The organism is Rubrivivax sp. JA1055 (assembly GCF_020966565.1).
GTDB lineage: Bacteria > Pseudomonadota > Gammaproteobacteria > Burkholderiales > Burkholderiaceae_C > Rubrivivax > Rubrivivax benzoatilyticus.
In genome coordinates, this window is sequence record NZ_JAJKFP010000001.1 from 347,113 (window position 1) to 367,607 (window position 20,495).

The 20,495-nt window shown below is 71.1% G+C and carries 14 protein-coding genes; 6 read left to right on the top strand and 8 right to left on the bottom strand.

The window, feature by feature from the left end; genetic code table 11:
• Window positions 1–40: 40 nt before the first annotated feature.
• On the bottom strand, window positions 41–1,021 hold the full coding sequence (locus LOC65_RS01405; RefSeq protein ID WP_230246345.1) for a response regulator: 981 nt from the start codon (window positions 1,019–1,021) through the stop codon (window positions 41–43).
• A complete protein-coding gene (locus LOC65_RS01410) occupies window positions 1,002–4,490 on the bottom strand; it encodes an ATP-binding protein (protein ID WP_230246347.1) in 3,489 nt (1,162 codons plus the stop codon). Before LOC65_RS01410 ends, LOC65_RS01405 begins: the two co-directional genes overlap by 20 nt.
• 65 nt (window positions 4,491–4,555) lie before the next feature.
• On the opposite strand from LOC65_RS01410, the gene LOC65_RS01415 reads away from it, so the two are divergent.
• Genes LOC65_RS01415 through ureC form a run of 3 tightly spaced genes read left to right on the top strand, consistent with a single transcriptional unit; the run spans window position 4,556 to window position 6,902 of the window.
• Window positions 4,556–4,858 carry an urease subunit gamma gene (locus LOC65_RS01415; protein WP_230246348.1) on the top strand — a complete coding sequence of 101 codons (303 nt, stop codon included), beginning with the start codon at window positions 4,556–4,558 and terminating at the stop codon, window positions 4,856–4,858.
• An 8-nt stretch (window positions 4,859–4,866) separates the two neighbouring features.
• Window positions 4,867–5,172, top strand: coding sequence for an urease subunit beta (locus LOC65_RS01420; RefSeq protein ID WP_230246349.1), 306 nt, complete (start codon window positions 4,867–4,869; stop codon window positions 5,170–5,172).
• Window positions 5,172–6,902 (top strand): urease subunit alpha, encoded by a 1,731-nt coding sequence (ureC, locus tag LOC65_RS01425; RefSeq protein WP_230246350.1) that lies wholly within the window; start codon window positions 5,172–5,174, stop codon window positions 6,900–6,902. The genes LOC65_RS01420 and ureC overlap by 1 nt, the downstream gene beginning before the upstream one ends.
• A gap of 217 nt (window positions 6,903–7,119) precedes the next feature.
• On the opposite strand, the gene cphA (LOC65_RS01430) is transcribed toward ureC, so the two are convergent.
• Together cphA (LOC65_RS01430) and cphA (LOC65_RS01435) are read right to left on the bottom strand one after the other, a co-directional pair.
• Window positions 7,120–9,705 carry a cyanophycin synthetase gene (gene cphA / locus LOC65_RS01430; RefSeq protein WP_230246351.1) on the bottom strand — a complete coding sequence of 862 codons (2,586 nt, stop codon included), beginning with the start codon at window positions 9,703–9,705 and terminating at the stop codon, window positions 7,120–7,122.
• A gap of 7 nt (window positions 9,706–9,712) precedes the next feature.
• Window positions 9,713–11,866 carry a cyanophycin synthetase gene (gene cphA, locus LOC65_RS01435; protein ID WP_164963164.1) on the bottom strand — a complete coding sequence of 718 codons (2,154 nt, stop codon included), beginning with the start codon at window positions 11,864–11,866 and terminating at the stop codon, window positions 9,713–9,715.
• 119 nt (window positions 11,867–11,985) lie between these two features.
• Here cphA (LOC65_RS01435) and LOC65_RS01440 point away from each other — a divergent pair, with 119 nt between their 5' ends.
• Window positions 11,986–14,229 carry an ABC transporter ATP-binding protein gene (locus LOC65_RS01440; protein ID WP_255718980.1) on the top strand — a complete coding sequence of 748 codons (2,244 nt, stop codon included), beginning with the start codon at window positions 11,986–11,988 and terminating at the stop codon, window positions 14,227–14,229.
• 9 nt (window positions 14,230–14,238) lie between these two features.
• On the top strand, window positions 14,239–14,712 hold the full coding sequence (locus LOC65_RS01445; protein ID WP_230246352.1) for a DUF1854 domain-containing protein: 474 nt from the start codon (window positions 14,239–14,241) through the stop codon (window positions 14,710–14,712).
• Between the two features lie 365 nt (window positions 14,713–15,077).
• Here LOC65_RS01445 and LOC65_RS01450 read toward each other — a convergent pair whose 3' ends face one another.
• Together LOC65_RS01450 and LOC65_RS01455 are read right to left on the bottom strand one after the other, a co-directional pair.
• Entirely contained in the window at window positions 15,078–15,677 is a 600-nt protein-coding gene (locus LOC65_RS01450) for an ORF6N domain-containing protein (protein ID WP_009856791.1), read from the bottom strand.
• A 177-nt stretch (window positions 15,678–15,854) separates the two neighbouring features.
• Window positions 15,855–16,937: a tartrate dehydrogenase gene (locus tag LOC65_RS01455; protein WP_230246354.1), complete on the bottom strand. Its 1,083-nt coding sequence runs from the start codon at window positions 16,935–16,937 to the stop codon at window positions 15,855–15,857.
• Between the two features lie 168 nt (window positions 16,938–17,105).
• On the opposite strand from LOC65_RS01455, the gene LOC65_RS01460 reads away from it, so the two are divergent.
• Window positions 17,106–19,553, top strand: a complete 2,448-nt coding sequence (locus LOC65_RS01460) for an AAA family ATPase (RefSeq protein WP_230246356.1) — start codon at window positions 17,106–17,108, stop codon at window positions 19,551–19,553.
• A 19-nt stretch (window positions 19,554–19,572) separates the two neighbouring features.
• Here the strand turns inward: LOC65_RS01460 and LOC65_RS01465 are convergent, their stop codons facing one another.
• Together LOC65_RS01465 and LOC65_RS01470 are read right to left on the bottom strand one after the other, a co-directional pair.
• On the bottom strand, window positions 19,573–19,806 hold the full coding sequence (locus LOC65_RS01465) for a DUF1653 domain-containing protein (protein ID WP_230246358.1): 234 nt from the start codon (window positions 19,804–19,806) through the stop codon (window positions 19,573–19,575).
• Window positions 19,803–20,486, bottom strand: a complete 684-nt coding sequence (locus LOC65_RS01470) for a TetR/AcrR family transcriptional regulator (protein ID WP_230246360.1) — start codon at window positions 20,484–20,486, stop codon at window positions 19,803–19,805. Before LOC65_RS01470 ends, LOC65_RS01465 begins: the two co-directional genes overlap by 4 nt.
• Window positions 20,487–20,495: the final 9 nt, after the last annotated feature.

Genomic DNA, 20,495 nt, shown 5'->3' on the forward strand with positions numbered 1-20,495 from the left:
GCCGGGCGCGACGGAGGTCAAGCGTGGTGCGACGAACGCCTCAGTTGGCGCGACCAAGCTGCTTGACCCGGGCCATCGCCAGCGCCGCCGCGGCGGTGCGCGTCTCGACGCCGAGCTTCTCGAACACGTGCTCCAGGTGCTTGGTGACGGTGCGGTGGCTGGTGCCGAGGATGTCGCCGATGTCGCGGTTGGTCTTGCCCTGCACCACCCAGTACAGCACCTCGGCCTCGCGCGCGGTGAGCTCCAGCGCCAGCGACATGGCCTCGACGATCGCCGCGTCGTCGCTCTCGCGCATCACGACCAGCCATTCGCCCGGCACCGGCTCGCCGCCGTCGTCGGGCATCGGGTGCAGCGCGAAGGCGATGCGGCGTGCGCCGCGGGCCACCGTCAGCCCGGCCGGCTCGGCACCGGCGCGGCGGCGCAGCGACTCGCGTGCGACCCAGGCCATCAGCTCGGGCGGGGTGTCGGTGTCCTCGCCGCCGAAGTGTTCGGCCAGCATGCGCCGCGCCAGCGCCGTCTGCCACAGCCGGCGGCCGTCGCGCTCGCGCACGACCATCGTCGCGTGGCCGAAGGCGTCGAGCGCGTTGCGCGCCTGGCGCTGGCTGCGCGCCTGGTGCAGGTGCGCGGCGATGCGCGCCAGCACCTCGCGCGGGCGGATCGGCTCGGTGACGTAGTCGGTGCCGCCGGCGCCGAAGGCGGCGACGACGTGTTCGGTCTCGGTGAGCCCGGTCATGAAGACGATCGGGATCGGCGCCGTCTCCGGGTCGGCCTTCAGCCGGCGCGCGGTCTCGAAGCCGTCCAGCCCCGGCATCACCGCGTCGAGCAGCACGATGTCGGGCTGGGCGCGCACGGCCAGCGTCAGCGCCGCCTCGCCCGAGGTGGCGACGAGCACCGTGTAGCCGGCCTCGTCGAGCGAGTCGTTGAGCAGCGCCAGGTTCTCGGGCACGTCGTCGACGACGAGCACGACGTCGGCGGCGTCGGGTGCGTCCAGGCGCGGGGGCTCAGGCGGCTCGGGGTTCATCGAGGGCCTTGTTCAGGATGTCGTTCATCGTCTCGTAGTTGAACTGGCGCGCCAGCAGCCGCATGCGCGCGGCGAAACCGGCGTGCGCCGGGTCGGCGGCCTCGATGGCGTCGAGCTGGCGCGCGACGCCGCGCACGTGGCCCAGACCGACGGCGTCGCGCAGCGGGCGCAGCAGCTCGGGTGGCGGCAGCGGTGCATCGGCCGGCGGCGGCGGCGGCGCCGGTTCGGGAACGCGGGCGCCGTAGCGCCATTCCAGCCCCAGGCGCACACCCAGCCAGTCCAGCAGCTCGCCGACCCGCACCGGCTTGACGAGGAAGTCCTCGCCCGGCAGGCCGACGTCGTTGTCCAGCTTCTTGTCGAAGGCGTTGGCCGAGACCACCGCCAGCGGCATCCCGTGGCCGGCGGCGCGCAGCCGGCGGATCGTCTCCCAGCCGTCGATGCCGGGCATCGCCAGGTCCATGAAGACGGCGTCGTAGGGCGCGTCGGCGGCCAGGCGCGCGAGCGCGGCCTCGCCGCTGGCGGCGCCCTCGACCTCGAAACCCAGCGGCTGCAGCAGGTCGGCGACGAGACGGCGGTCGGCTTCCTCGTTGTCGACCGCCAGCACGCGCCGGCGCCGGCCTTCGTAGCCGACGCGGCGCGCGCGCAGCGCGTCGACCTCGGGCGCCGCCACGGCGACCTCGGGCACGAAGAGGCGGATGCGGAAGGTCGTGCCGCGGCCGGGCTCGCTGGCCACCGTCATCTCGCCGCCCATCAGCTCGCAGAGCATGCGTGCGATCGTCAGCCCCAGCCCGGTGGATCCGACCGACTGGCCGCTGGCCGCCGAGCCGCGCTCGAAAGGCTCGAAGACCCGCGCCAGCTCGTCGGCCGTCATGCCTGGGCCGGTGTCCTCGATCTCGAAACGCGCCATCTCGCGCTGGTGGGCCACCCGCAGCGTCACCTGGCCGGCCTGGGTGAACTTGATCGCGTTGCCCAGCAGGTTGATGAGGATCTGGCGCAGCCGCTTCTCGTCGGCACGCACGACGGCCGGCAGGCGGCCTTCGACGGCGAAGCGGAAGGCCAGGCCGCGGCCGGCGGCCTGCAGCTCGAACAAACGCGCGATCTCGGCCAGGCCGTCGGCGAAGCGCATGGTCCTCACCTCCAGCGCCAGCTTGCCGGACTCGATGCGCGCGATATCCAGCGTGCCTTCGATCAGGCTCAGGAGGTGATCGCCGCCGCGGCGGATCACGGTCACCGCCTGGCGGCGGTGCGCCGGCATCGCCTCGTCCTCCTCCAGCAGCTGGGCGTAGCCGAGGATGCTGTTGAGCGGCGTGCGCAGCTCGTGGCTGATGGTCGTGATGTAGCGGCTCTTGGCGCGGTTGGCGGCCTCGGCGTGGCCACGGGCACGGTCGGCTTCCTCGCGTGCGGCCTGCAGCGCGGCGTCGGTGCGTGCGTGCGACTCGATCTCGCGCTGCAGCGCCAGCGTCTGGCGGTTGGACTCCTCCTGCGCCGCCGCGCGGCTGCGGTGCGCGAGCACGCCCCACCAGACGCCGACGCCGGCGGCGATCCACAGCAGCAGGAAGCTGGAGACGAAACCCTGGGCCAGCGTCGGCCCCAGCGCAGCGGCCTGATCGCCCAGCAGGCGCAGCGCCTGACGGTGGGCGATGCCCAGCACCAGCGCCAGCGCCGGCGTCACCAGGCCCATCAGCAGCAGGTAGTCGGCAAGACCCGCGTCGAGTTGCGGCGCCATGCGCGCCGGCAGCAGCCGGCCGAGCAGCGCGCGCCACTGCGCGAACAGCTTCGCGCGCGGTTTGCAGAGGTCGTGGCAGCGTGCGTCCAGCGTGCAGCACAGGCTGCAGATCGGCGCCTGGTAGGCCGGGCAGAAGGCCATGTCCTCGCTCTCGTACTCGCGCTCGCAGACCGTGCAGCGGTGGCGCAGCCGGGCGTAGCGGCCGTCGGCGGCGGCCGGCTCGGGCACGATCGGGATCGCGCCGGCCGGCAACGTGCTGGTGCGCGCGAGGTAGTAGCGGCCTTTCGTCGCCCAGGCGATCAACGGCGAGCAGACGAAGGCCGTGACCAGCGCGATCGCCGCCGAATAGGCCTGCGCCAGCTCGCCGAAGGCGCCCAGGTGCGCGGCCACCGACAACGCGGAGGCGATGCCCATCGCGCCGACACCGACCGGGTTGATGTCGTAGAGATGGGCGCGCTTGAACTCGATGCCCGGCGGCGACCAGCCCAGCGGCTTGTTGACGACGAGGTCGGCGACGACCGCCATCATCCAGGCGATGGCGACGTTGGCGTACAGCCCGAGCACGTGCGACAGCGCCTGGAAGACGTTCATCTCCATCAGCACCAGCGCGATGCCGGTGTTGAACACCATCCAGACCACACGCCCCGGGTGGGCGTGCGTCAGGCGCGAGAAGAAGTTGCTCCAGGCCAGCGAGCCGGCGTAGGCGTTGGTGACGTTGATCTTCAGCTGCGAGACGAGCACGAAGGCCGCCGTCACCGCGACCGCGACGCCGTAGTCGGAGAACACCGTCTCGTAGGCCGCGAGGTACATCTGGTTCGGGTCGACGGCGCGCTCCAGCGGCACCATGCGCGTGATCGCCAGATAGGCCAGCAGCGCGCCGCCCAGCATCTTCAGCACGCCCGGCAGCACCCAGCCCGGGCCGCCGACCAGCACCGCCAGGTGCCAGCGCCAGCCGCCACGGCGGGCCTTCTCCGGCATGAAACGCAGGTAGTCGGCCTGCTCGCCCATCTGCGTGATCAGCGCGATGCCGACCGTGGTCGCGGCGCCGAAGGCCAGGCCGTCGAAGCCGGTGATGCCGTGTTCGCCGCCATAGGCCGAGAGCCCGGCCAGCAGATCGGGCTCGGCACGGAAGACGAAGACGTAGGGCACGACCAGCATCGCGATCCACAGCGGCTGGGTCCAGACCTGCAGCCGGCTGATCGCCGTGACGCCGTGCGTCACCAGCGGGATGACGACCAGCGCGCAGAGCAGGTAACCCAGCGCCGGCGGGATGTCCAGGGCCAGCTCCAGCGCGTAGGCCATCACTGCCGCTTCGAGGGCGAAGAAGATGAAGGTGAAGCTCGCGTAGATCAGCGAGGTGATCGTCGAGCCGATGTAGCCGAAGCCGGCACCACGCGTCAGCAGGTCCATGTCGACGCCGTGGCGCGCGGCGTAGACGCTGATCGGCCAGCCGGCGAGGAAGATCACGAGGCCGGTGGCCAGGATCGCCAACGCCGCGTTGGCGAAGCCGTACTGCACCAGCAGCGTCGCGCCGACGGCTTCCAGGATCAGGAAGGACGCGGCGCCGAAGGCCGTGTTGGCGACACGCCACTCGCTCCAGCGGCGGAACGAGCGCGGCGTGAAACGCAGCGCGTAGTCCTCGATCGTCTCGCGCGCGACCCAGGCGTTGTAGTCGCGGCGTGTCTTGACGACACGCTGCGGCGCTTCGGCGGGGGCGGCAGCGGTGTCGGCCAGCGGGTTCATCGGGCACCGGCAATCAAGAAGCGCACCAGCCGTAACATGGCGCCGGACTTGCAGGCGAGGCGCGCATGGACCTGACTCCCCGAGAAAAAGACAAGCTCCTGGTCTTCACCGCGGCCCTGCTGGCCGAGCGCCGCAAGGCGCGCGGGCTGAAGCTCAACGTGCCGGAATCGATCGCGCTGATCACCGCGGCCATCCTGGAAGGCGCACGCGACGGCCGCACCGTCGCCGAGCTGATGAGCGAAGGCAAGCAGGTGCTCTGCCGCGACGAGGTGATGGACGGCGTGCCCGAGCTGATCCCGGAGATCCAGGTCGAGGCCACCTTCCCCGACGGCACCAAGTTGGTGACCGTGCACCAACCGATCGCATGAGGACGGCGATGATCCCCGGAGAACTGCTGATCGACGACGGCGAGCTGACGCTCAACCCCGCCCGCCCGGTGCTGACCCTGGTCGTCGAGAACACCGGCGACCGGCCGATCCAGGTCGGCTCGCACTACCACTTCGCCGAGACCAACCCGGCGCTCAGCTTCGACCGCGCCGCGGCACGCGGCCTGCGGCTGGACATCGCCAGCGGCACCGCGGTGCGTTTCGAGCCTGGCCAGCAGCGCACCGTGCAGCTGGTGCCCTACGGCGGCGAGCGCCGCGTCTGGGGCTTCCGCGGCGTCATCCAGGGAGGCTTGTGATGAGCACGAGCATCGGACGGCGCGCCTACGCCGAGATGTACGGCCCGACGCTGGGCGACCGCGTGCGACTGGCCGACACCGAGCTGATCGTCGAGGTCGAGGCCGACTACACGCTGCGCGCCGGCGGTTACGGCGAGGAAGTGAAGTTCGGCGGCGGCAAGACCATCCGCGACGGCATGGGCCAGGGCCAGGCGGTCAACGGCCCCGGCCACCACGAGGCGGCCGACTGCGTCATCACCAACGCGCTGATCATCGACCACTGGGGCATCGTCAAGGCCGACATCGGCCTGAAGGGCTGCCGCATCGCCGCGATCGGCAAGGCCGGCAACCCCGACGTGCAGCCCGGCGTGGACATCGTCATCGGCCCGGGCACCGAGATCATCGCCGGCGAGGGGATGATCGTCACCGCCGGCGGCATCGACAGCCACATCCACTTCATCTGCCCGCAGCAGATCGACGAGGCGCTGAACTCGGGCGTCACGACGATGCTCGGCGGCGGCACCGGCCCGGCCACCGGCACCTTCGCGACGACCTGCACGCCGGGGCCGGAGAACCTGCACCGCATGCTGCAGGCGGCCGACGCCTTCCCGATGAACCTCGGTTTCCTCGGCAAGGGCAACGCCAGCCGGCCCGAGGCGCTGAGCCAGCAGATCGCCGCCGGCGCCATCGGCCTGAAGCTGCACGAGGACTGGGGCACGACACCGAGCGCGATCGACAACTGCCTGGACATCGCCGAAGCGACCGACACCCAGGTCTCGATCCACAGCGACACGCTCAACGAGTCGGGCTTCGTCGAGGACACGATCGCCGCGACCAAGGGCCGCACGCTCTGCGCCTTCCACACCGAAGGCGCCGGCGGCGGCCACGCACCGGACATCCTGCGCGTCGCCGGCGAAGCCAACTTCCTGCCCAGCAGCACCAACCCGACGATGCCCTACACCGCCAACACGGTGGACGAGCACCTGGACATGCTGATGGTCTGCCACCACCTCGACGCCGGCATCGCCGAGGACCTGGCCTTCGCCGAGAGCCGCATCCGCCGCGAGACCATCGCCGCCGAGGACGTGCTGCACGACCTGGGTGCGATCAGCATGATGAGCAGCGACAGCCAGGCGATGGGCCGCGTCGGCGAGGTCATCATCCGCACCTGGCAGACGGCGCACAAGATGAAGGTCCAGCGCGGCGCGCTGGCCGGCGACAACGCCCGAAACGACAACCAGCGCGTCAAGCGCTACGTCGCCAAGTACACGATCAACCCGGCGATCGCCAACGGCATCGCGCATGAGGTCGGTTCGGTCGAGATCGGCAAGTGGGCCGACCTGGTGCTGTGGAAGCCGGCCTTCTTCGGCGTCAAGCCCAGCCTGGTGTTGAAGGGCGGCTTCATCGCCGTGGCGGCGATGGGCGACCCCAACGCCAGCATCCCGACACCGCAGCCGGTGCACTACCGGCCGATGTTCGGCAGCTTCGGCGGCGCCCGCGCCGCGACCTCGCTCACCTTCGTCAGCCGGGCGGCGCTGAAAGCCGAGATCGGCGACCAGCTGGGCTTGTCCAAGCGCCTGGCCGCGGTGCAGGGCTGCCGCAGCGTCAGGAAGGGCGACATGGTGCACAACGGCTGGCTGCCGAAGATGGAGATCGACCCGCAGACCTACGAGGTGCGGGCCGACGGCCAGTTGCTGACCTGCGAGCCGGCGACGGTGCTGCCGCTGGCCCAGCGCTATTTCCTGTTTTAGCCCCCAAGCTCGCTAGCGCTCGCTACCCCCAGGGGGCTGAGCCCGGACGCGACCCGTCCTGTGGACGGGTCGTGCCTGGCGAAGGGCCGGGCCACTGGCCCGGCGCGGCCTGCAAGGCCGTCCGCCGACGGGCCGGCAAAGCCGGCCCGTGGCGGGAAGCTTGATGGGCAAAGCAGCGGCGGCTACGCGTGCTCGCTGACAGGCCCCGACCAGTGTCTCAGGCCGCGACCGGCTCCGAGGCTTCGGAGATGCGCCGCGCCAGGTGCTCCAGCGCTTCCTCGACCTGGTCGACGAGCACCAGGCACAGGTCGCCGGGCTGCAGGTTCGCGAGCGCCTGGTCGATGGCGACGAACTCGCCGTGGATCTCCTCGACGCGGCGCGTGCGCGGCGCGCCGCGCAGGCCTTCGCGCAGCAGCGCGATGACCTCGCCGTCGGCACGGCCGCGCTGGGCGGCGTCCTGGTACAGCAGCACCTCGTCGAAGGCGGCGCCCAGGATCTGCGTCTGCTCGCGGATGTCCTCGTCGCGGCGGTCGCCGGCGGCGCTGATGACGACCGAGCGGCGCTGAGCCGGCATCGCCTCGACGGCGCCGACCAGCGCGCGCATCGCGTCGGCGTTGTGGCCGTAGTCGGCGATGACCGTCGCGCCGCGGTAGTCCATGACGTTGAAGCGCCCCGGCGCGTTGTGCGCGTCGTTGACGAAGCTGGCCAGACCGGCGCTGACGGCGTCGAAGCTGAGGCCGCAGCCCCAGGCGGCGGCCACGGCGGCCAGCGCGTTCTCGACCTGGAAGCCGATCGTGCCGTTGCGGGTGAGCGGCACCTCGCGCAGCGGCACGCGGGCGCGCGCCGAGCCGTTGACGGCGACGATCGCGTCACCGTCGACGAACACCGTGCGCCCGCCCTGGGCGCGGTGCGCGACCATCGCCGGCAGGTGGCCGTCGACGGCGAACAGGATCACGCCGCCCGGGCAGTGCTGCGCCATCTGCAGCGTGATCGGGTCGGCGGCGTTGAGCACCGCGTAGCCGCTCTCGGCGACGTTCTGCACGATCACGCGCTTGAGCACCGCCAGGTCCTCGACCGTCGTGATGTAGTTCAGGCCGAGATGGTCGCCGGCGCCGACGTTGGTGACGACGGCGACCTGGCAGCGGTCGAAGCCCAGGCCTTCGCGCAGCATGCCGCCGCGTGCGGTCTCCAGCACCGCGGCTTCGGTGTCCGGGTGGGCGAGCACGTTGCGCGCGCTCTTCGGGCCGCTGCAGTCGCCGCTGTCGATCTGGTGGCCGTCGACCCAGACGCCGTCGGTGTTGGTCATGCCGACCTTGTAGCCGGCGGCGTTGAACAGGTGCGCGATGAGGCGCGAGACGGTGGTCTTGCCGTTCGTGCCGGTGACGGCGACGACCGGGATGCGGCCGTCCTGGCCGGCCGGGAACAGGCGCTCGACGATCGCCTCGCCGACCGCACGCGGCTTGCCGAAGCTCGGCGCCAGGTGCATGCGCAGGCCCGGCGCGGCGTTGACCTCGACGACGCCGCCGCGCTGCTGCTCCAGCGGCACGCCGACGCTCTCGCAGACCACGTCGACGCCGCAGATCTCCAGCCCGACCATGCGCGCCGCGGCGACCGCACGCGCGGCGACCTCGGGGTGCACGTCGTCGGTGACGTCGGTGGCGCTGCCGCCGGTGCTGAGGTTGGCGTTGTGGCGCAGCACGACCTTCTGGCCGTTGGCGGGCACCGCCTCGGGCGACAGGCCCAGCAGCTCCAGCCGCGCCAGCGCGACGTCGTCCAGGCGGATGCGCGTCAGCGCGGTGGCGTGGCCGTCGCCGCGGCGCGGGTCGGCGTTCACCGCGTCGACGAGTTCGCGCACGCTGTGCACACCGTCGCCGATGACGTAGGGCGGATCGCGGCGCGACGCGGCGACCAGCTTCTCGCCGACGACCAGCAGGCGGAAGTCGTGGCCGGGCAGGAACTGCTCGACCATCACCTCGCCGATCTCGTCGGCGGTGCGGTAGGCGACCTCGAACTGGGCGCGGTCGGTGACGTTGACCGTCACGCCCTTGCCCTGGTTGCCGTCACGCGGCTTGACGACGACCGGCAGGCCGATCTCCATCGCCGCGGCCCAGCCGTCCTCGAGGTCGGTGACCGGGCGGCCACGCGGCACCGGCACGCCGGCCGAGGCCAGCAGGCGCTTGCTGAGATCCTTGTCCTGGGCGATCGACTCGGCCACCGCGCCGGTGGAATCGACCTCGGCGGCCCAGATGCGGCGCATGCGTGCGCCCCAGCCGAACTGCACCAGGCTGCCGTCGGTCAGGCGCCGGTACGGCACGCCGCGCGCCAGCGCGGCGGCGACGATGGAGCCGGTGCTCGGGCCCAGGCGCACGTCTTCGTCGATGGCACGCAGCTCGGCCACCGCGGCCTCGGTGTCGAAGGCCTCGCCGGCGACGGCCGCGGCCAGCAGCTGCTGCGCGAGCTCCAGCGCGCGGCGGCCGACCTTCTCCTCGGTGTACTCGACGACGATCTGGTAGACGCCGGCCTCGGGCGCCGCGGCAGTGCGCGAGAACGACACGCGGCAGCCGGCGCGCGCCTGCAGCGCCAGCGCCAGACGCTCGAGCCAGCGCGCCATCGTCACCGGCTCGTGGGTGCCGACCGGACGCACCGGCGAGACCTCGGGCAGGGCCTCGCGCAGCCGGCGTTCGAGCGCCGAACCGGCCTCGATCGCCGACTCCTCGGCCGTGCAGCGCACGATGGCTTCGATCGCCGTGTGCCGGCTCCAGAGATTGGGACCGCGCAGCGCGCGGATGCGGGTGACGTCCATGGCGTCCTCAGCGGATGTCGGCAGGGGTCTGCGGGTCGAAGGTGTCCAGGCCGGCGGCCAGCAGCGCCGGCGCCAGGCCGAAGGCCCAGGCGGCGGCGACGGCCGGCAGCAGCACGGCGGCGGGCAGCGGCGAGCGGCCGCGCACGTTCAGCGGCGTCTCGGCGTGGCCTTCGCAGAGCCAGAGGCGGCCTTCGCGCAGCAGCACGGCATGGCCGCCGCGTTCGCGGTGATCGGCCAGCGCGGCGGCGTCGGTGGCGTAGAGCGTGACCTCGCCGTCGCAGTGCTCGGCCAGCGCCGCGATGCGGGCGTCGTCGGCGTTGAGCACGCCGATGCCGTCGGCCAGCACCACGTCCATCTGCGTGCGCAGCACCCGCGGCAGGTCGTCGGCGGCGTGGATGTCGTGGCGCTCCAGCGCCGCGGCACCGTCGAGGTCGGTGACGACGCCGATGCGGCAGCGGTCGTAGACCAGGCCTTCGTCGAGGATCGTCGCGGCGCCGTTCTCGAACACGGCGGCGTCGACCTCGCGGTTGAGCAGCAGGCGCTCGGAGATGTCGCCGCGTGTCGCGTCGCGTTCGTCGATGCGGCGCGTGTCGAGGAACAGGCCGTCGCGGCAGGCCAGGCCGACGTGGTGGCCCGACAGCTGCAGCAGCCAGGCGACGAGGCGCGCGACCGGCGTCGCCGCGTCACCGCCGGCGATGCCGACGATCGGGATGCGGCCGTCGTCGCCGGGCGGGAACAGGTGATCGATGATCGCCTGGCCCACCGGGCGCGGCGAACCAACCGCCGGCTTGGTGTGCGCCAGCAGCCCGGGGCCGGCGTTGACCTCGACGACGGCGGCGTGCTGGCCGCGCAGCGGGCGCGTGATGTCCTGCGCGACGAGGTCGATGCCGGCGATGTCCAGGCCGACGGTGCGCGCCGCCAGCGAGGCGATGCGCGCGAAGTCGGGGTGGACCTCGTCGGTGCAGTCGATGGCGACGTTGCCGTTGCGCTGGATCAGCACGCGGCGGCCGGCGGCCGGCACGTCGTCGGGATCGAGGTTCTGGCGGCGCAGGTCGACGAGGATCGCGCCGTCCTCGCGCACGCGGATGCGGCCCAGCGGGTGGTCCTCGGTCTCGCCGCGGCGCGGGTCACTGTTGAGCTGGGCCTCGACGAGCTCGACGACCGTGCTGCGGCCGTCGCCGACGACCCAGGCGGCCTCGCCGCGCGCGGCGGCGACCATCCGGCCGGCGACGACGAGCAGGCGGTGCTCGTCTCCGGGGATGTAGCGCTCGACGATGACCTCGCTGCCTTCGGCGTCGGCGACGGCGAAGGCAGCCTCGATCTGGTCGCGCGTGCGCAGGTCCAGCGTGACGCCGCGGCCGTGGTTGCCGTCGCTGGGCTTGACGGCCACCGGCAGGCCGACGTCCTCGGCGATGTCCCAGGCGTCGGCGGCGCTGGCGGCGACGCGGCCCTCGGGCACCGGCACGCCGACGGCGGCCAGCAGGCGCTTGGTCAGGTCCTTGTCGCGCGCGATGCCTTCTGCGATGGCGCTGGTGCGGTCGGTCTCGGCGGTCCAGATGCGGTGCTGGCGCTTGCCGTGGCCGAGTTGCACCAGGTTGCCGTCGTTCAGGCGCAGGTGCGGGATGCGGCGCTCGGTGGCCGAGGCGACGATGTGCGCCGTGCTCGGGCCCAGGTAGGCGCGGTCGATGGCGTCGCGCACGGCCTGCACGGCGGCGGCGACCTCGAACTCGCGGCCGTTGATCGCCGCCATCAGCAGCGCGTGGCCTTGCTGCAGCGCACAACGTGCGACGGCTTCGTCACGGGCGCGGAAGACCATGCGGTAGATGCCGGTCTTGGACGTGCTGCGCGTCTGGCCGAAGCCGGTGGGCATGCCGGCCAGGTTCAGCAGCTCGATGACGACGTGCTCGAGCACGTGGCCCATCCAGGTGCCGCCGCGCAGGCGCTGGATGAAGCCGCCGCGCTCGCCGACGCCGCAGTGGTGCTCCTCCAGCGCCGGCAGCAGCGCCAGCAATCGGTCGACGAAACCGGGCAGCTGGTCCGACGGATGCTGTTCCAGCTCGCCCAGGTCGAGCCAGACCTCCAGCGCCGAGCGGTAGGTCCAGAGGTTGGGGCCGCGCAGATAGGTGACGCGCAGCAGGCGGATGTCGTCGAAGATCTTCATCGTGTTCGTGCGTTTTTCGCTCCGGAGCGACATGCGGCGTGAATTCGTGGCGGCGGCCGGTCGGCGCGGAGCCGGGCTGGCGCGTTACGCGACAATCCCGCGCTCGCCGCTACCCTCTCATGCCTTCAACCGATCCGTCTCCTGTGCTCGCCGCGGTGCCCTCCGCACCGCTCGAACGAGGGGAGAACGCGCTGGCCGGCCTGGACGTTGACCTGGACGCGAAGGAGCGCTTCGCGTCCGGCGAAATAGTTCTCACCGATCGCCGGCTGCTGGCCCGCGACGCGGGCACCGACACCTGGCGCGCCTGGCCGCTGACGCCGTCGCTGACGCTGCAGCACGCCGACCACGGCGGCGTCGGCCAGCTCTCGCTGCACGACGCCGACGGCCGCCTGGCCGCCTGGCGCTACACGCTGGGCCGCGACCCGGCGGCGCTGAAGCTGCTCGGCCTGTTCGAGCGCCAGAAACGCCGCCTGGCCAGCGGCGAAGCCGACCCGGACGACGACGCCGAGCCCGAGGAGACCGATTTCGGCGTCGAGTCGGCGGCACCGCCGTCGACCTGGGTGCTGCTGCGGCTGTGGCGCTTCGCCAAGCCCTACCAGTGGCAGCTGCTGCTCGGTTTCGTGCTGACGCTGGCCTCCACCGCCGCGTCGCTGGTGCCGCCGTACCTGACGATCCCGCTGATGGACGAGGTGCTGATCCCGTACCAGAACGGCCAGCAGATCGACACCCACCTGGTCTGGATGCTGCTGGCCGGGCTGCTGGCCTCGGCGCTCGTCGCCTGGGCGCTCGGCTGGATGCGCACCTGGCTGCTGGCGCTGGTCAGCGAACGCATCGGCGCGGACCTGCGCACCGCGACCTTCGAGCACCTGCTGCGGCTGTCGCTGGACTACTTCGGCAGCAAACGCACCGGCGACCTGATGTCGCGCATCGGCAGCGAAAGCGACCGCATCTGCGTCTTCCTGTCGCTGCACGCACTGGATTTCGCCACCGACGTGCTGATGATCGGCATGACGGCGGCGATCCTGTTCAGCATCAACCCGTCGCTGGCGCTCGCGACGCTGGTGCCGCTGCCCTTCATCGCCTGGATGATCCACCTGGTGCGCGACCGGCTGCGCACCGGCTTCGAGAAGATCGACCGTGTCTGGGGCGAGGTCACCAGCGTGCTCGCCGACACGATTCCCGGCATCCGCGTCGTCAAGGCCTTCGCCCAGGAGCAGCGCGAGGCCGAGCGCTTCCGCCGCGCCAACCGCGCCAACCTCGAAGTCAACGACAAGCTGAACAAGACCTGGAGCCTGTTCACGCCGACCGTGTCGCTGCTGATCGAGATCGGCCTGCTCGTCGTCTGGGCCTTCGGCATCTGGCTGGTCAGCCGCGACGCGATCACCGTCGGCGTGCTGAGCGCCTTCATCGCCTACATCGGCCGTTTCTACGGCCGGCTGGACTCGATGAGCCGCATCGTCTCGGTGACGCAGAAGGCCGCCGCCGGCGCCAAGCGCATCTTCGACATCCTCGACCACGTCAGCAACGTGCCCGAGCCGGCGCAGCCGGTGAAGCTCGAGCGCGTGCAGGGCGGGCTGTCGCTGCAGGGCGTGGGCTTCCGCTACGGCAGCCGCGCGGTGATCCGCGGCCTGGACCTGGACATCCGCCCGGGCGAGATGATCGGCCTCGTCGGCCACAGCGGCTCGGGCAAGAGCACGCTGGTCAACCTGATCTGCCGCTTCTATGACGTCACCGACGGCGCGATCAAGGTCGACGGCGTCGACCTGCGGCGTTTCGGCGTCGCCGACTACCGCCGCCACATCGGCCTGGTGCTGCAGGAGCCCTTCCTGTTCTTCGGCACCGTCGCCGAGAACATCGCCTACGGCAAACCCGACGCGACGCGCGAGGAGATCGTCGCCGCGGCACGCGCAGCGCACGCCCACGAGTTCATCCTGCGCCTGCCGCACGGTTACGACTCGGTGGTCGGCGAGCGCGGCCAGGGGCTGTCGGGCGGCGAGCGCCAGCGCATCTCGATCGCACGCGCGCTGCTGATCGACCCACGCATCCTGATCCTCGACGAAGCGACGTCCTCGGTCGACACCGAGACCGAGAAGGAGATCCAGAAGGCGCTGGACAACCTGGTGCAGGGCCGCACGACGATCGCCATCGCCCACCGCCTGTCGACGCTGCGCCGCGCCGACCGGCTGGTCGTCATGGACCGCGGCCGCATCGTCGAGGTCGGCACGCACGACGAACTGCTGGCGCGCGAAGGCGCGTACTGGCGGCTGTACGAGGCGCAGCTGCGCCAGGTCGACGAGAGCGACAGCGAACGCCCGCTGCTGCCGCCGCCCGCGCCGGCGGCGCATCCGGCCGGTGCCGCCTGAGGAAACGCGATGAACGCTCCCCTGTCCATCACGCTGCAGCGCGACGCCCACGGCCGGCTGGTGCTGCTCGACGCCGAGGGTGTCGAACACGTCGGCGTCGTGCCGGTGCGCGCCTTCCCGCTGTCCGAACCCGGCGGCCCGGTGTCGCTGGTCGGCACCGACGGCCGCGAACGGCTGTGGATCGATCGCCCCGAGGCACTGCCGGCCGCGGCCCGGGCCGTGCTCGACGAAGAGCTGGCGCGGCGCGAGTTCGCCCCGGTCATCGAACGCCTGCTGGAGGTCTCGACCTTCTCGACGCCCAGCACCTGGACCGTCGACACCGACCGCGGCCGCACGACGCTGGTGCTCAAGGGCGAGGAAGACATCCGCCGCCTGAACGGCAGCGCGCTGCTGATCACCGACAGCCAGGGCATCGGCTACCGCATCGCCGACGCGAAGGCGCTGGATCGGCGGTCGAAGCGGCTGCTCGAGAGATTTCTTTGAGCCCCCAAGCTCGCTAACGCTCGCTACCCCCCGAGGGGGCCGTCCGCCAACGGTCCGGCGGAGCCGGACCGTGGCGGGAAGCTTGATCGCGGAGCGCGAGTTGTTTTGCCGGTGCTCGCTGACATCGCTGCGCGGCCTGCAGGGCTGAGCCCGGACGCGATCCGTCCAGTGGACGGATCGCGCCTGGCGAAGAGCCGGGCCACTGGCCCGGCGCGGCCTGCAAGGCCGTCCGCCAACGGTCCGGCGGAGCCGGACCGTGGCGGGAAGCTTGATCGCGGAGCGCGAGTTGTTTTGCCGGTGCTCGCTGACATCGCTGCGCGGCCTGCGAGGCCTGCAGGGCCGTCCGCCGTCCTTGACGGGCGGCGCTACCCCGCTCCCCTCGCCTTCTCGTTCTTGTGCTCCGGCTGCACGAACCCGATCGGCCGCTTCGGCGGGTCGGGCGGCGTCATCAATTCGCGCAGGGCATCGAAGACCTGCCTGAGCTGGTGGCGCGTGTTGCGGCTGAAGCTGTCGTGGCCGATCGCCAGCGCCTCGGTCTTCTGTTCCAGCTCCGAGAGACGTTTGGCCAAGTCGCCGTGCGTCGCCGCCAGCTCACGCATGCGGACGAAGGCCCGCACGACGTAGACCGACACCTCGATGGCGCGCGGGCTGCTCAGCAGGTTCGCGGCCATGATCGCTCCGTGCTCGGTGAAGGCGTACGGCAGGTATTTGCGGTGCCGGCCTCGGCCGCCAGGTGCCGCGTCTAAGGTCGCAATTTGCGACCTTAGAGCTCCCCACTCATCGGTCGTGAGCTGGAACATGAAGTCGGCCGGGAACTTGGGCAGGTTGCGGCGGACCGCCTCGTTGAAGCGCTTCGTCTCGACCTCGTAGAGCGCCGCCAGGTCAGCGTCCAGCAGGACGCGCCGGCCACGAACCGTGGCGATGCGCAGCGCGATGGCCTCGGTCGCCAGCAGCGGGGTGCTCATGGGCGGGGGCCGCAGGCGTGGCTGTCATGGGCCTTGGCCTTGACCTGGCCGCAGCACGTGAACAGAGGCCGAGGCCGGCGCATGTCGAACAGTTTCACCATGCCATCCTCCTGGGCGGCACTGTCGGCGCGCCCGGGGTCGCCGCCAAGGCGGAATTGCTCCCCCGAAGGGGCGGGCTCAGATCAGCGCCGCCACCGCCTCGCCGAGCTCGGTGGTGCTGGCGCTGCCGCCCAGGTCGGGCGTGCGCGGGCCTTCGCGCAGCACGGTTTCGATGGCGCGCACGATGGCGTCGTGGGCGGCGCGGCCGGCGCCCTGGCCGCCGGTCAGGAAGTCCAGCATCAGCGCGCCCGACCAGATCATCGCGATCGGGTTGGCGACGTTGCGGCCGTAGATGTCGGGCGCCGAGCCGTGCACCGGCTCGAACAGCGACGGGAACCGCCGCTCGGGGTTCAGGTTGGCCGACGGCGCCAGGCCGATCGTGCCGGCGGTCGCCGGGCCCAGGTCGGACAGGATGTCGCCGAACAGGTTGCTCGCGACGACGACGTCGAAACGCTGCGGCTGCAGCACGAAACGCGCGCTCAGGATGTCGATGTGCTGCTTGTCGACGGCGACCTGCGGGTAGGCCTTCGCCATCTCGTCGGCACGCGAGTCCCACCAGGGCATGCTGATCGCGACGCCGTTGCTCTTCGTCGCCACCGTCAGGTGCCGGCGAGCGCGCGACGCCGCCAGCTCGAAGGCGAACTTCAGCACGCGGTCGGTGCCGTGGCGGCTGAAGACCGACTCCTGGATGACGATCTCGCGCTCGGTGCCGGCGAACATCGTGCCGCCGAGGTTGGTGTACTCGCCCTCGGTGTTCTCGCGCACGATCAGGTAGTCCAGGTCGCCCGGCTTGCGGCCGGCCAGCGGACAGGGCACGCCGTCGAACAGGCGCACCGGGCGCAGGTTGACGTACTGGTCGAACTCGCGGCGGAACTTCAGCAGGCTGCCCCACAGCGAGACGTTGTCCGGCACCGTCGCCGGCCAGCCGACGGCGCCGAAATAGATCGCGTCCATGCCGGCCAGTTGCTGCTTCCAGTCGTCCGGCATCATCGTGCCGTGCTGCCGGTAGTAGTCGCAGCTCGCCCAACCGATCTCGGTGAACTCCAGCGCCAGGCCGAAACGTTCGGCGGCGCGGCGCACGGCGCGCAGGCCTTCGGGGGCGACTTCCTTGCCGATCCCGTCTCCGGGAATCAGCGCGATGCGGTAGGGGCGGTGCTTCATGGACTTTCGGAGGATGAGCCCGGCGGCTGCACGCCGACGGTGCCCTCCTGACATGCCGATGCCGTTGCGTATGTCACGGACGGCCCCAACGGACCGGGCGCCGCGCCTCGCTGGCCCGAACACACAGGAGGTTACGATTTGTTGAGAGTATCCATAACAAATCAGATCATGCCGTCAGCAACCACGACCGCCGCACCGGGAGGGTATCTCCTGCAGCGCCAGGCCGCCGCAGAAGCCGAACTCGCGCAAGCCGTGCAGCGCAGCGAGGCCTTGTGGAGCGAGGTCCAGAAACATTACCCCGCCTGCGAAGAAGCCGTCGCGCGGATGCGATCGACGGTCGAGGCGGAATCCGCTTCGCTGGCGCACGAACTGCTGATGGACGCGCGCAAGGCGGCCCGAGGAGATGCCTTCAAGCTGCGCGCCCTGGTCGCGGACCACAGGCTGAGGCTGCTGCTGTGGTTCGTGCTGCTGACGGTGACGCCCTGGCTGACGATGAGCGTCATCGGGTTCGTGGTCGGGATGCCAGCTTTCGGCTACTTCAGGTTTCTGTCTCACCTGTTCACTCTGGACATCAGCATCTTCGGCTTCCTGGTCCTGTCCCTGAGTTCGGCTGCGGTCTACGGCATCCTGGTTCGATGGGGCATCGTCCGCAAGGGAGACCGCGACAGCCAGGCGGCACGAGAGGCCGTCCTGGAGTTCGGCCGCAGGCCTCTGAGCCTGATGCACTTCGGTGAACGCGAAAGCGGCGACAGCCGTTATCCGTACAACGCCACGAGAGCGCCGTGGCCGGACCAGGACATCCTGACCAACTGGCGCATCGATCCTGCGCACGGGAAGCTCTTCGGCGCGAATCTGATCACCTGGCATCAGGCAGGCTCGGAGACCGAGCCGCACAGCCTGCTGCGGCTGCCATTCGGCGATGCGCCGGCGGCAGTGATCGCGCTGGGGGACAGCAGCAGCAAGCCGCAGTGGAAATGGCAGGAGCAGTTGGCTCTGCGCGCGAGCGGGGCGCTGTCGGCGCAGGTCGGCGCGATCGGCACGCTGGCCTCGCACGCGGCGGCATGGTCGCAGGAGCGTTCCCGGGTGGCGGCCCTGCGCCAGCGGATCAAGACGCTGCAGGACGTCCGCCAGAACTGGAACGACGTCGCCATCGACGAGCCCACGCTGGACCAGGTTCTGAAGCTCGTGGACCTGTTCGTCTCGGGCCGCAAGCCGTCGCCCAAGGGGATCCTGCTCTACGGCCCGCCGGGCACCGGGAAGACGCTGATCGCACGAAAGCTGGCCAAGCATGCCAGCTGCCATTTCGAGTCGGTCAACATCGCCGACCTCAAGGGGCAGCACATCGGCCACACGGCCCCGCAGGTCAAGGCGGTCTGGCAACGTTGCCGCGAGAAAGCTCCAACGCTGCTGTTCGTGGACGAATGCGAGAGCGCCTTCGCCCGGCGCGGCGGGGTCGACACCGACAGCTTCGGCAACGAACTGGTGCAGACATTTCTCTCCGAATGGGACGGGTTCAACCAGGCATCGGGCCAGGTACTGGTCATCGGCGCCACCAACCGCCGGGACATCCTGGACGACGCGGTCGTATCCCGATTCACGGCGATGGTCGAGATCGGGCTGCCGAACGCCAGCTCTCGCCGGCGCATCCTGAGCCACGAGTTGCAGCAGGCCGGGATGGCGGTTGAACTGCCGGACAACGTGATCAACGAGAGCAGCGGCATGTCGGGCCGTGATCTGCACACCCTGGTTGCGGCCGTGGTCGCCGAACACCTGGGCAACACGATCACGCCGGACAACCTGCTCGCCGCCATCCGTCAGGTTCGCGGCAAGGGCTCGACCCGGGTCGAGGAAAAGGGCTGGGACGACATCGTCCTGCCGGCCGCGGCGCGGGAAGAGTTCGAGAGCCTCGGGGCCGAGCTTCGCGATGCCGAGCAGATGACGAAGCTCGGCGTTCCGCCGCCGGAAGGCATCCTGTTGTACGGCCCGCCCGGAACCGGCAAGACCCAGATCGCCCGGGTGCTGGCCAGCCAGTCCGGGCTCAGCTTCGTCGGTGCCAGCACCGCGGACATGAAGGCCAACTACCTCGGCCAATCCGGCAGCAAGGTCAAGGCGCTGTTCGAGCGCGCACGGTCCCAGGCCCCGTGCATCCTGTTCATCGACGAGATCGACATCGTCGCCCCGGCCCGCGACGGCGGCGGCAACGACGCCCTCACTCAGGAGATCGTCGGCCAGCTGCTGCAGGAACTGGATGGCGTGGCCAGCAAGAAGGGACAGGTCTTCCTGCTCTGCGCCAGCAACCATCCTGACCGCATCGACAGCGCTCTGCTGTCGCGGTTGGACCGCAAGATTCGTATCGAGCTTCCCGACCAGGGTGCGCGCGAGGCGATCCTCCAGTTGGAGCTCCGCGGCAAGCCGGTCGGATTCGACGTTGCCGCGACGGCAGCCGCCATCGCGGCGCAAACCGCGGGCTGGTCGGGCCGCGACCTGCACAAGTTGATCAGCAGGGCCACGCGCAAGGCGGTGGTGCGCGCGCGCCGCAACGGCGGTGATGCGTCCCAGACCTCGCTTGCGATGGAAGACCTGGAGGCTTCGCTCGACGAGCGCGACGCGACCTGAGCCCGAAGAAACCTCGGGTTCAGCCGACGCGCTCGAAACGCGGGCGTTCGTGGCCGTCGACGACGACCGTCTCGCCGAACATCGCGAACGGCCGCACCCAGGTGTCGGCGCTGGCGTAGAGGGGGCGGTACAGCACCAGCGGCTGCAGCGTCTCGCTGTGGCGCACGACGCCCAGCACCTCGTACTCGCCGCCCTTGTAGTGGCGGTAGCGGCCGGGGGCGATCGTCGGCAGCGGCGGCAGTGCGTCGTTCATGCTGCGGTCTTTCGTGTCTTGCCGGCCTTGGACGCGGCGGCGGCGGTCTCGCGCAGCGAGGCATCGACCAGCGCCTCGGCCATCCAGCCGACGGTGGCGTCGACCTCGGCGTCGGACGCGCCCCACAAGTCCTTCAGCACGACACGCGCCTCGATGCCGTAGAGCACCGACAGCGCGCGGTGCAGCCGCGCCAGCGAGGCCACCGGCAGCTCGGCGGCCAGCGGCTCGATCGCGTGCGCGAGGATGCCGACGCGGTGGCCGCGGCGGTAGGGCTCTTCCTTCAGCCGCCCGGCGCGTTCCAGCGCCCAGTGCTCCAGCGACAGCTGAACTGCGGCACGCATCTGCGGCTCGAACTCGCGAAAGCGCGGGAAGGTCGATGCGAAGAGTTCGGCGACGCGGCGGCGGCCGTCGGGCTCGTCCGAGTCGAAGCTGCGCAGCGGCCCCAGCGAGACGTCGATCACCGCGGTGATCAGCGCGCTGCGGCTGGGGAAGTAGCGGTAGGCCGTCGCGCGCGAGACCTCGGCGCGGCGCGCCACCTCGGGCAGCGTCGGCACCTGGCCTTCACGGATCAGCGCCATCGCCGCGTCGAGCAGCAGGCGCCGTGTCGCGCCGCGGATGCCGCCTTCGATTTCGACGGTCGGCGGCGGGGCGGGCAGCGAGGAACGGGTCGTCTTGGGCATCGCGGGACT

Bases quoted from the DNA above. Each gene is read 5' to 3' on its own strand.
- LOC65_RS01405 (WP_230246345.1), bottom strand. From the start codon at position 1,021: ATGAACCCCGAGCCGCCTGAGCCCCCGCGCCTGGACGCACCCGACGCC.
- LOC65_RS01410 (WP_230246347.1), bottom strand. From the start codon at position 4,490: ATGAACCCGCTGGCCGACACCGCTGCCGCCCCCGCCGAAGCGCCGCAG.
- LOC65_RS01415 (WP_230246348.1), top strand. From the start codon at position 4,556: ATGGACCTGACTCCCCGAGAAAAAGACAAGCTCCTGGTCTTCACCGCG.
- LOC65_RS01420 (WP_230246349.1), top strand. From the start codon at position 4,867: ATGATCCCCGGAGAACTGCTGATCGACGACGGCGAGCTGACGCTCAAC.
- ureC (WP_230246350.1), top strand. From the start codon at position 5,172: ATGAGCACGAGCATCGGACGGCGCGCCTACGCCGAGATGTACGGCCCG.
- cphA (WP_230246351.1), bottom strand. From the start codon at position 9,705: ATGGACGTCACCCGCATCCGCGCGCTGCGCGGTCCCAATCTCTGGAGC.
- cphA (WP_164963164.1), bottom strand. From the start codon at position 11,866: ATGAAGATCTTCGACGACATCCGCCTGCTGCGCGTCACCTATCTGCGC.
- LOC65_RS01440 (WP_255718980.1), top strand. From the start codon at position 11,986: ATGCCTTCAACCGATCCGTCTCCTGTGCTCGCCGCGGTGCCCTCCGCA.
- LOC65_RS01445 (WP_230246352.1), top strand. From the start codon at position 14,239: ATGAACGCTCCCCTGTCCATCACGCTGCAGCGCGACGCCCACGGCCGG.
- LOC65_RS01450 (WP_009856791.1), bottom strand. From the start codon at position 15,677: ATGAGCACCCCGCTGCTGGCGACCGAGGCCATCGCGCTGCGCATCGCC.
- LOC65_RS01455 (WP_230246354.1), bottom strand. From the start codon at position 16,937: ATGAAGCACCGCCCCTACCGCATCGCGCTGATTCCCGGAGACGGGATC.
- LOC65_RS01460 (WP_230246356.1), top strand. From the start codon at position 17,106: ATGCCGTCAGCAACCACGACCGCCGCACCGGGAGGGTATCTCCTGCAG.
- LOC65_RS01465 (WP_230246358.1), bottom strand. From the start codon at position 19,806: ATGAACGACGCACTGCCGCCGCTGCCGACGATCGCCCCCGGCCGCTAC.
- LOC65_RS01470 (WP_230246360.1), bottom strand. From the start codon at position 20,486: ATGCCCAAGACGACCCGTTCCTCGCTGCCCGCCCCGCCGCCGACCGTC.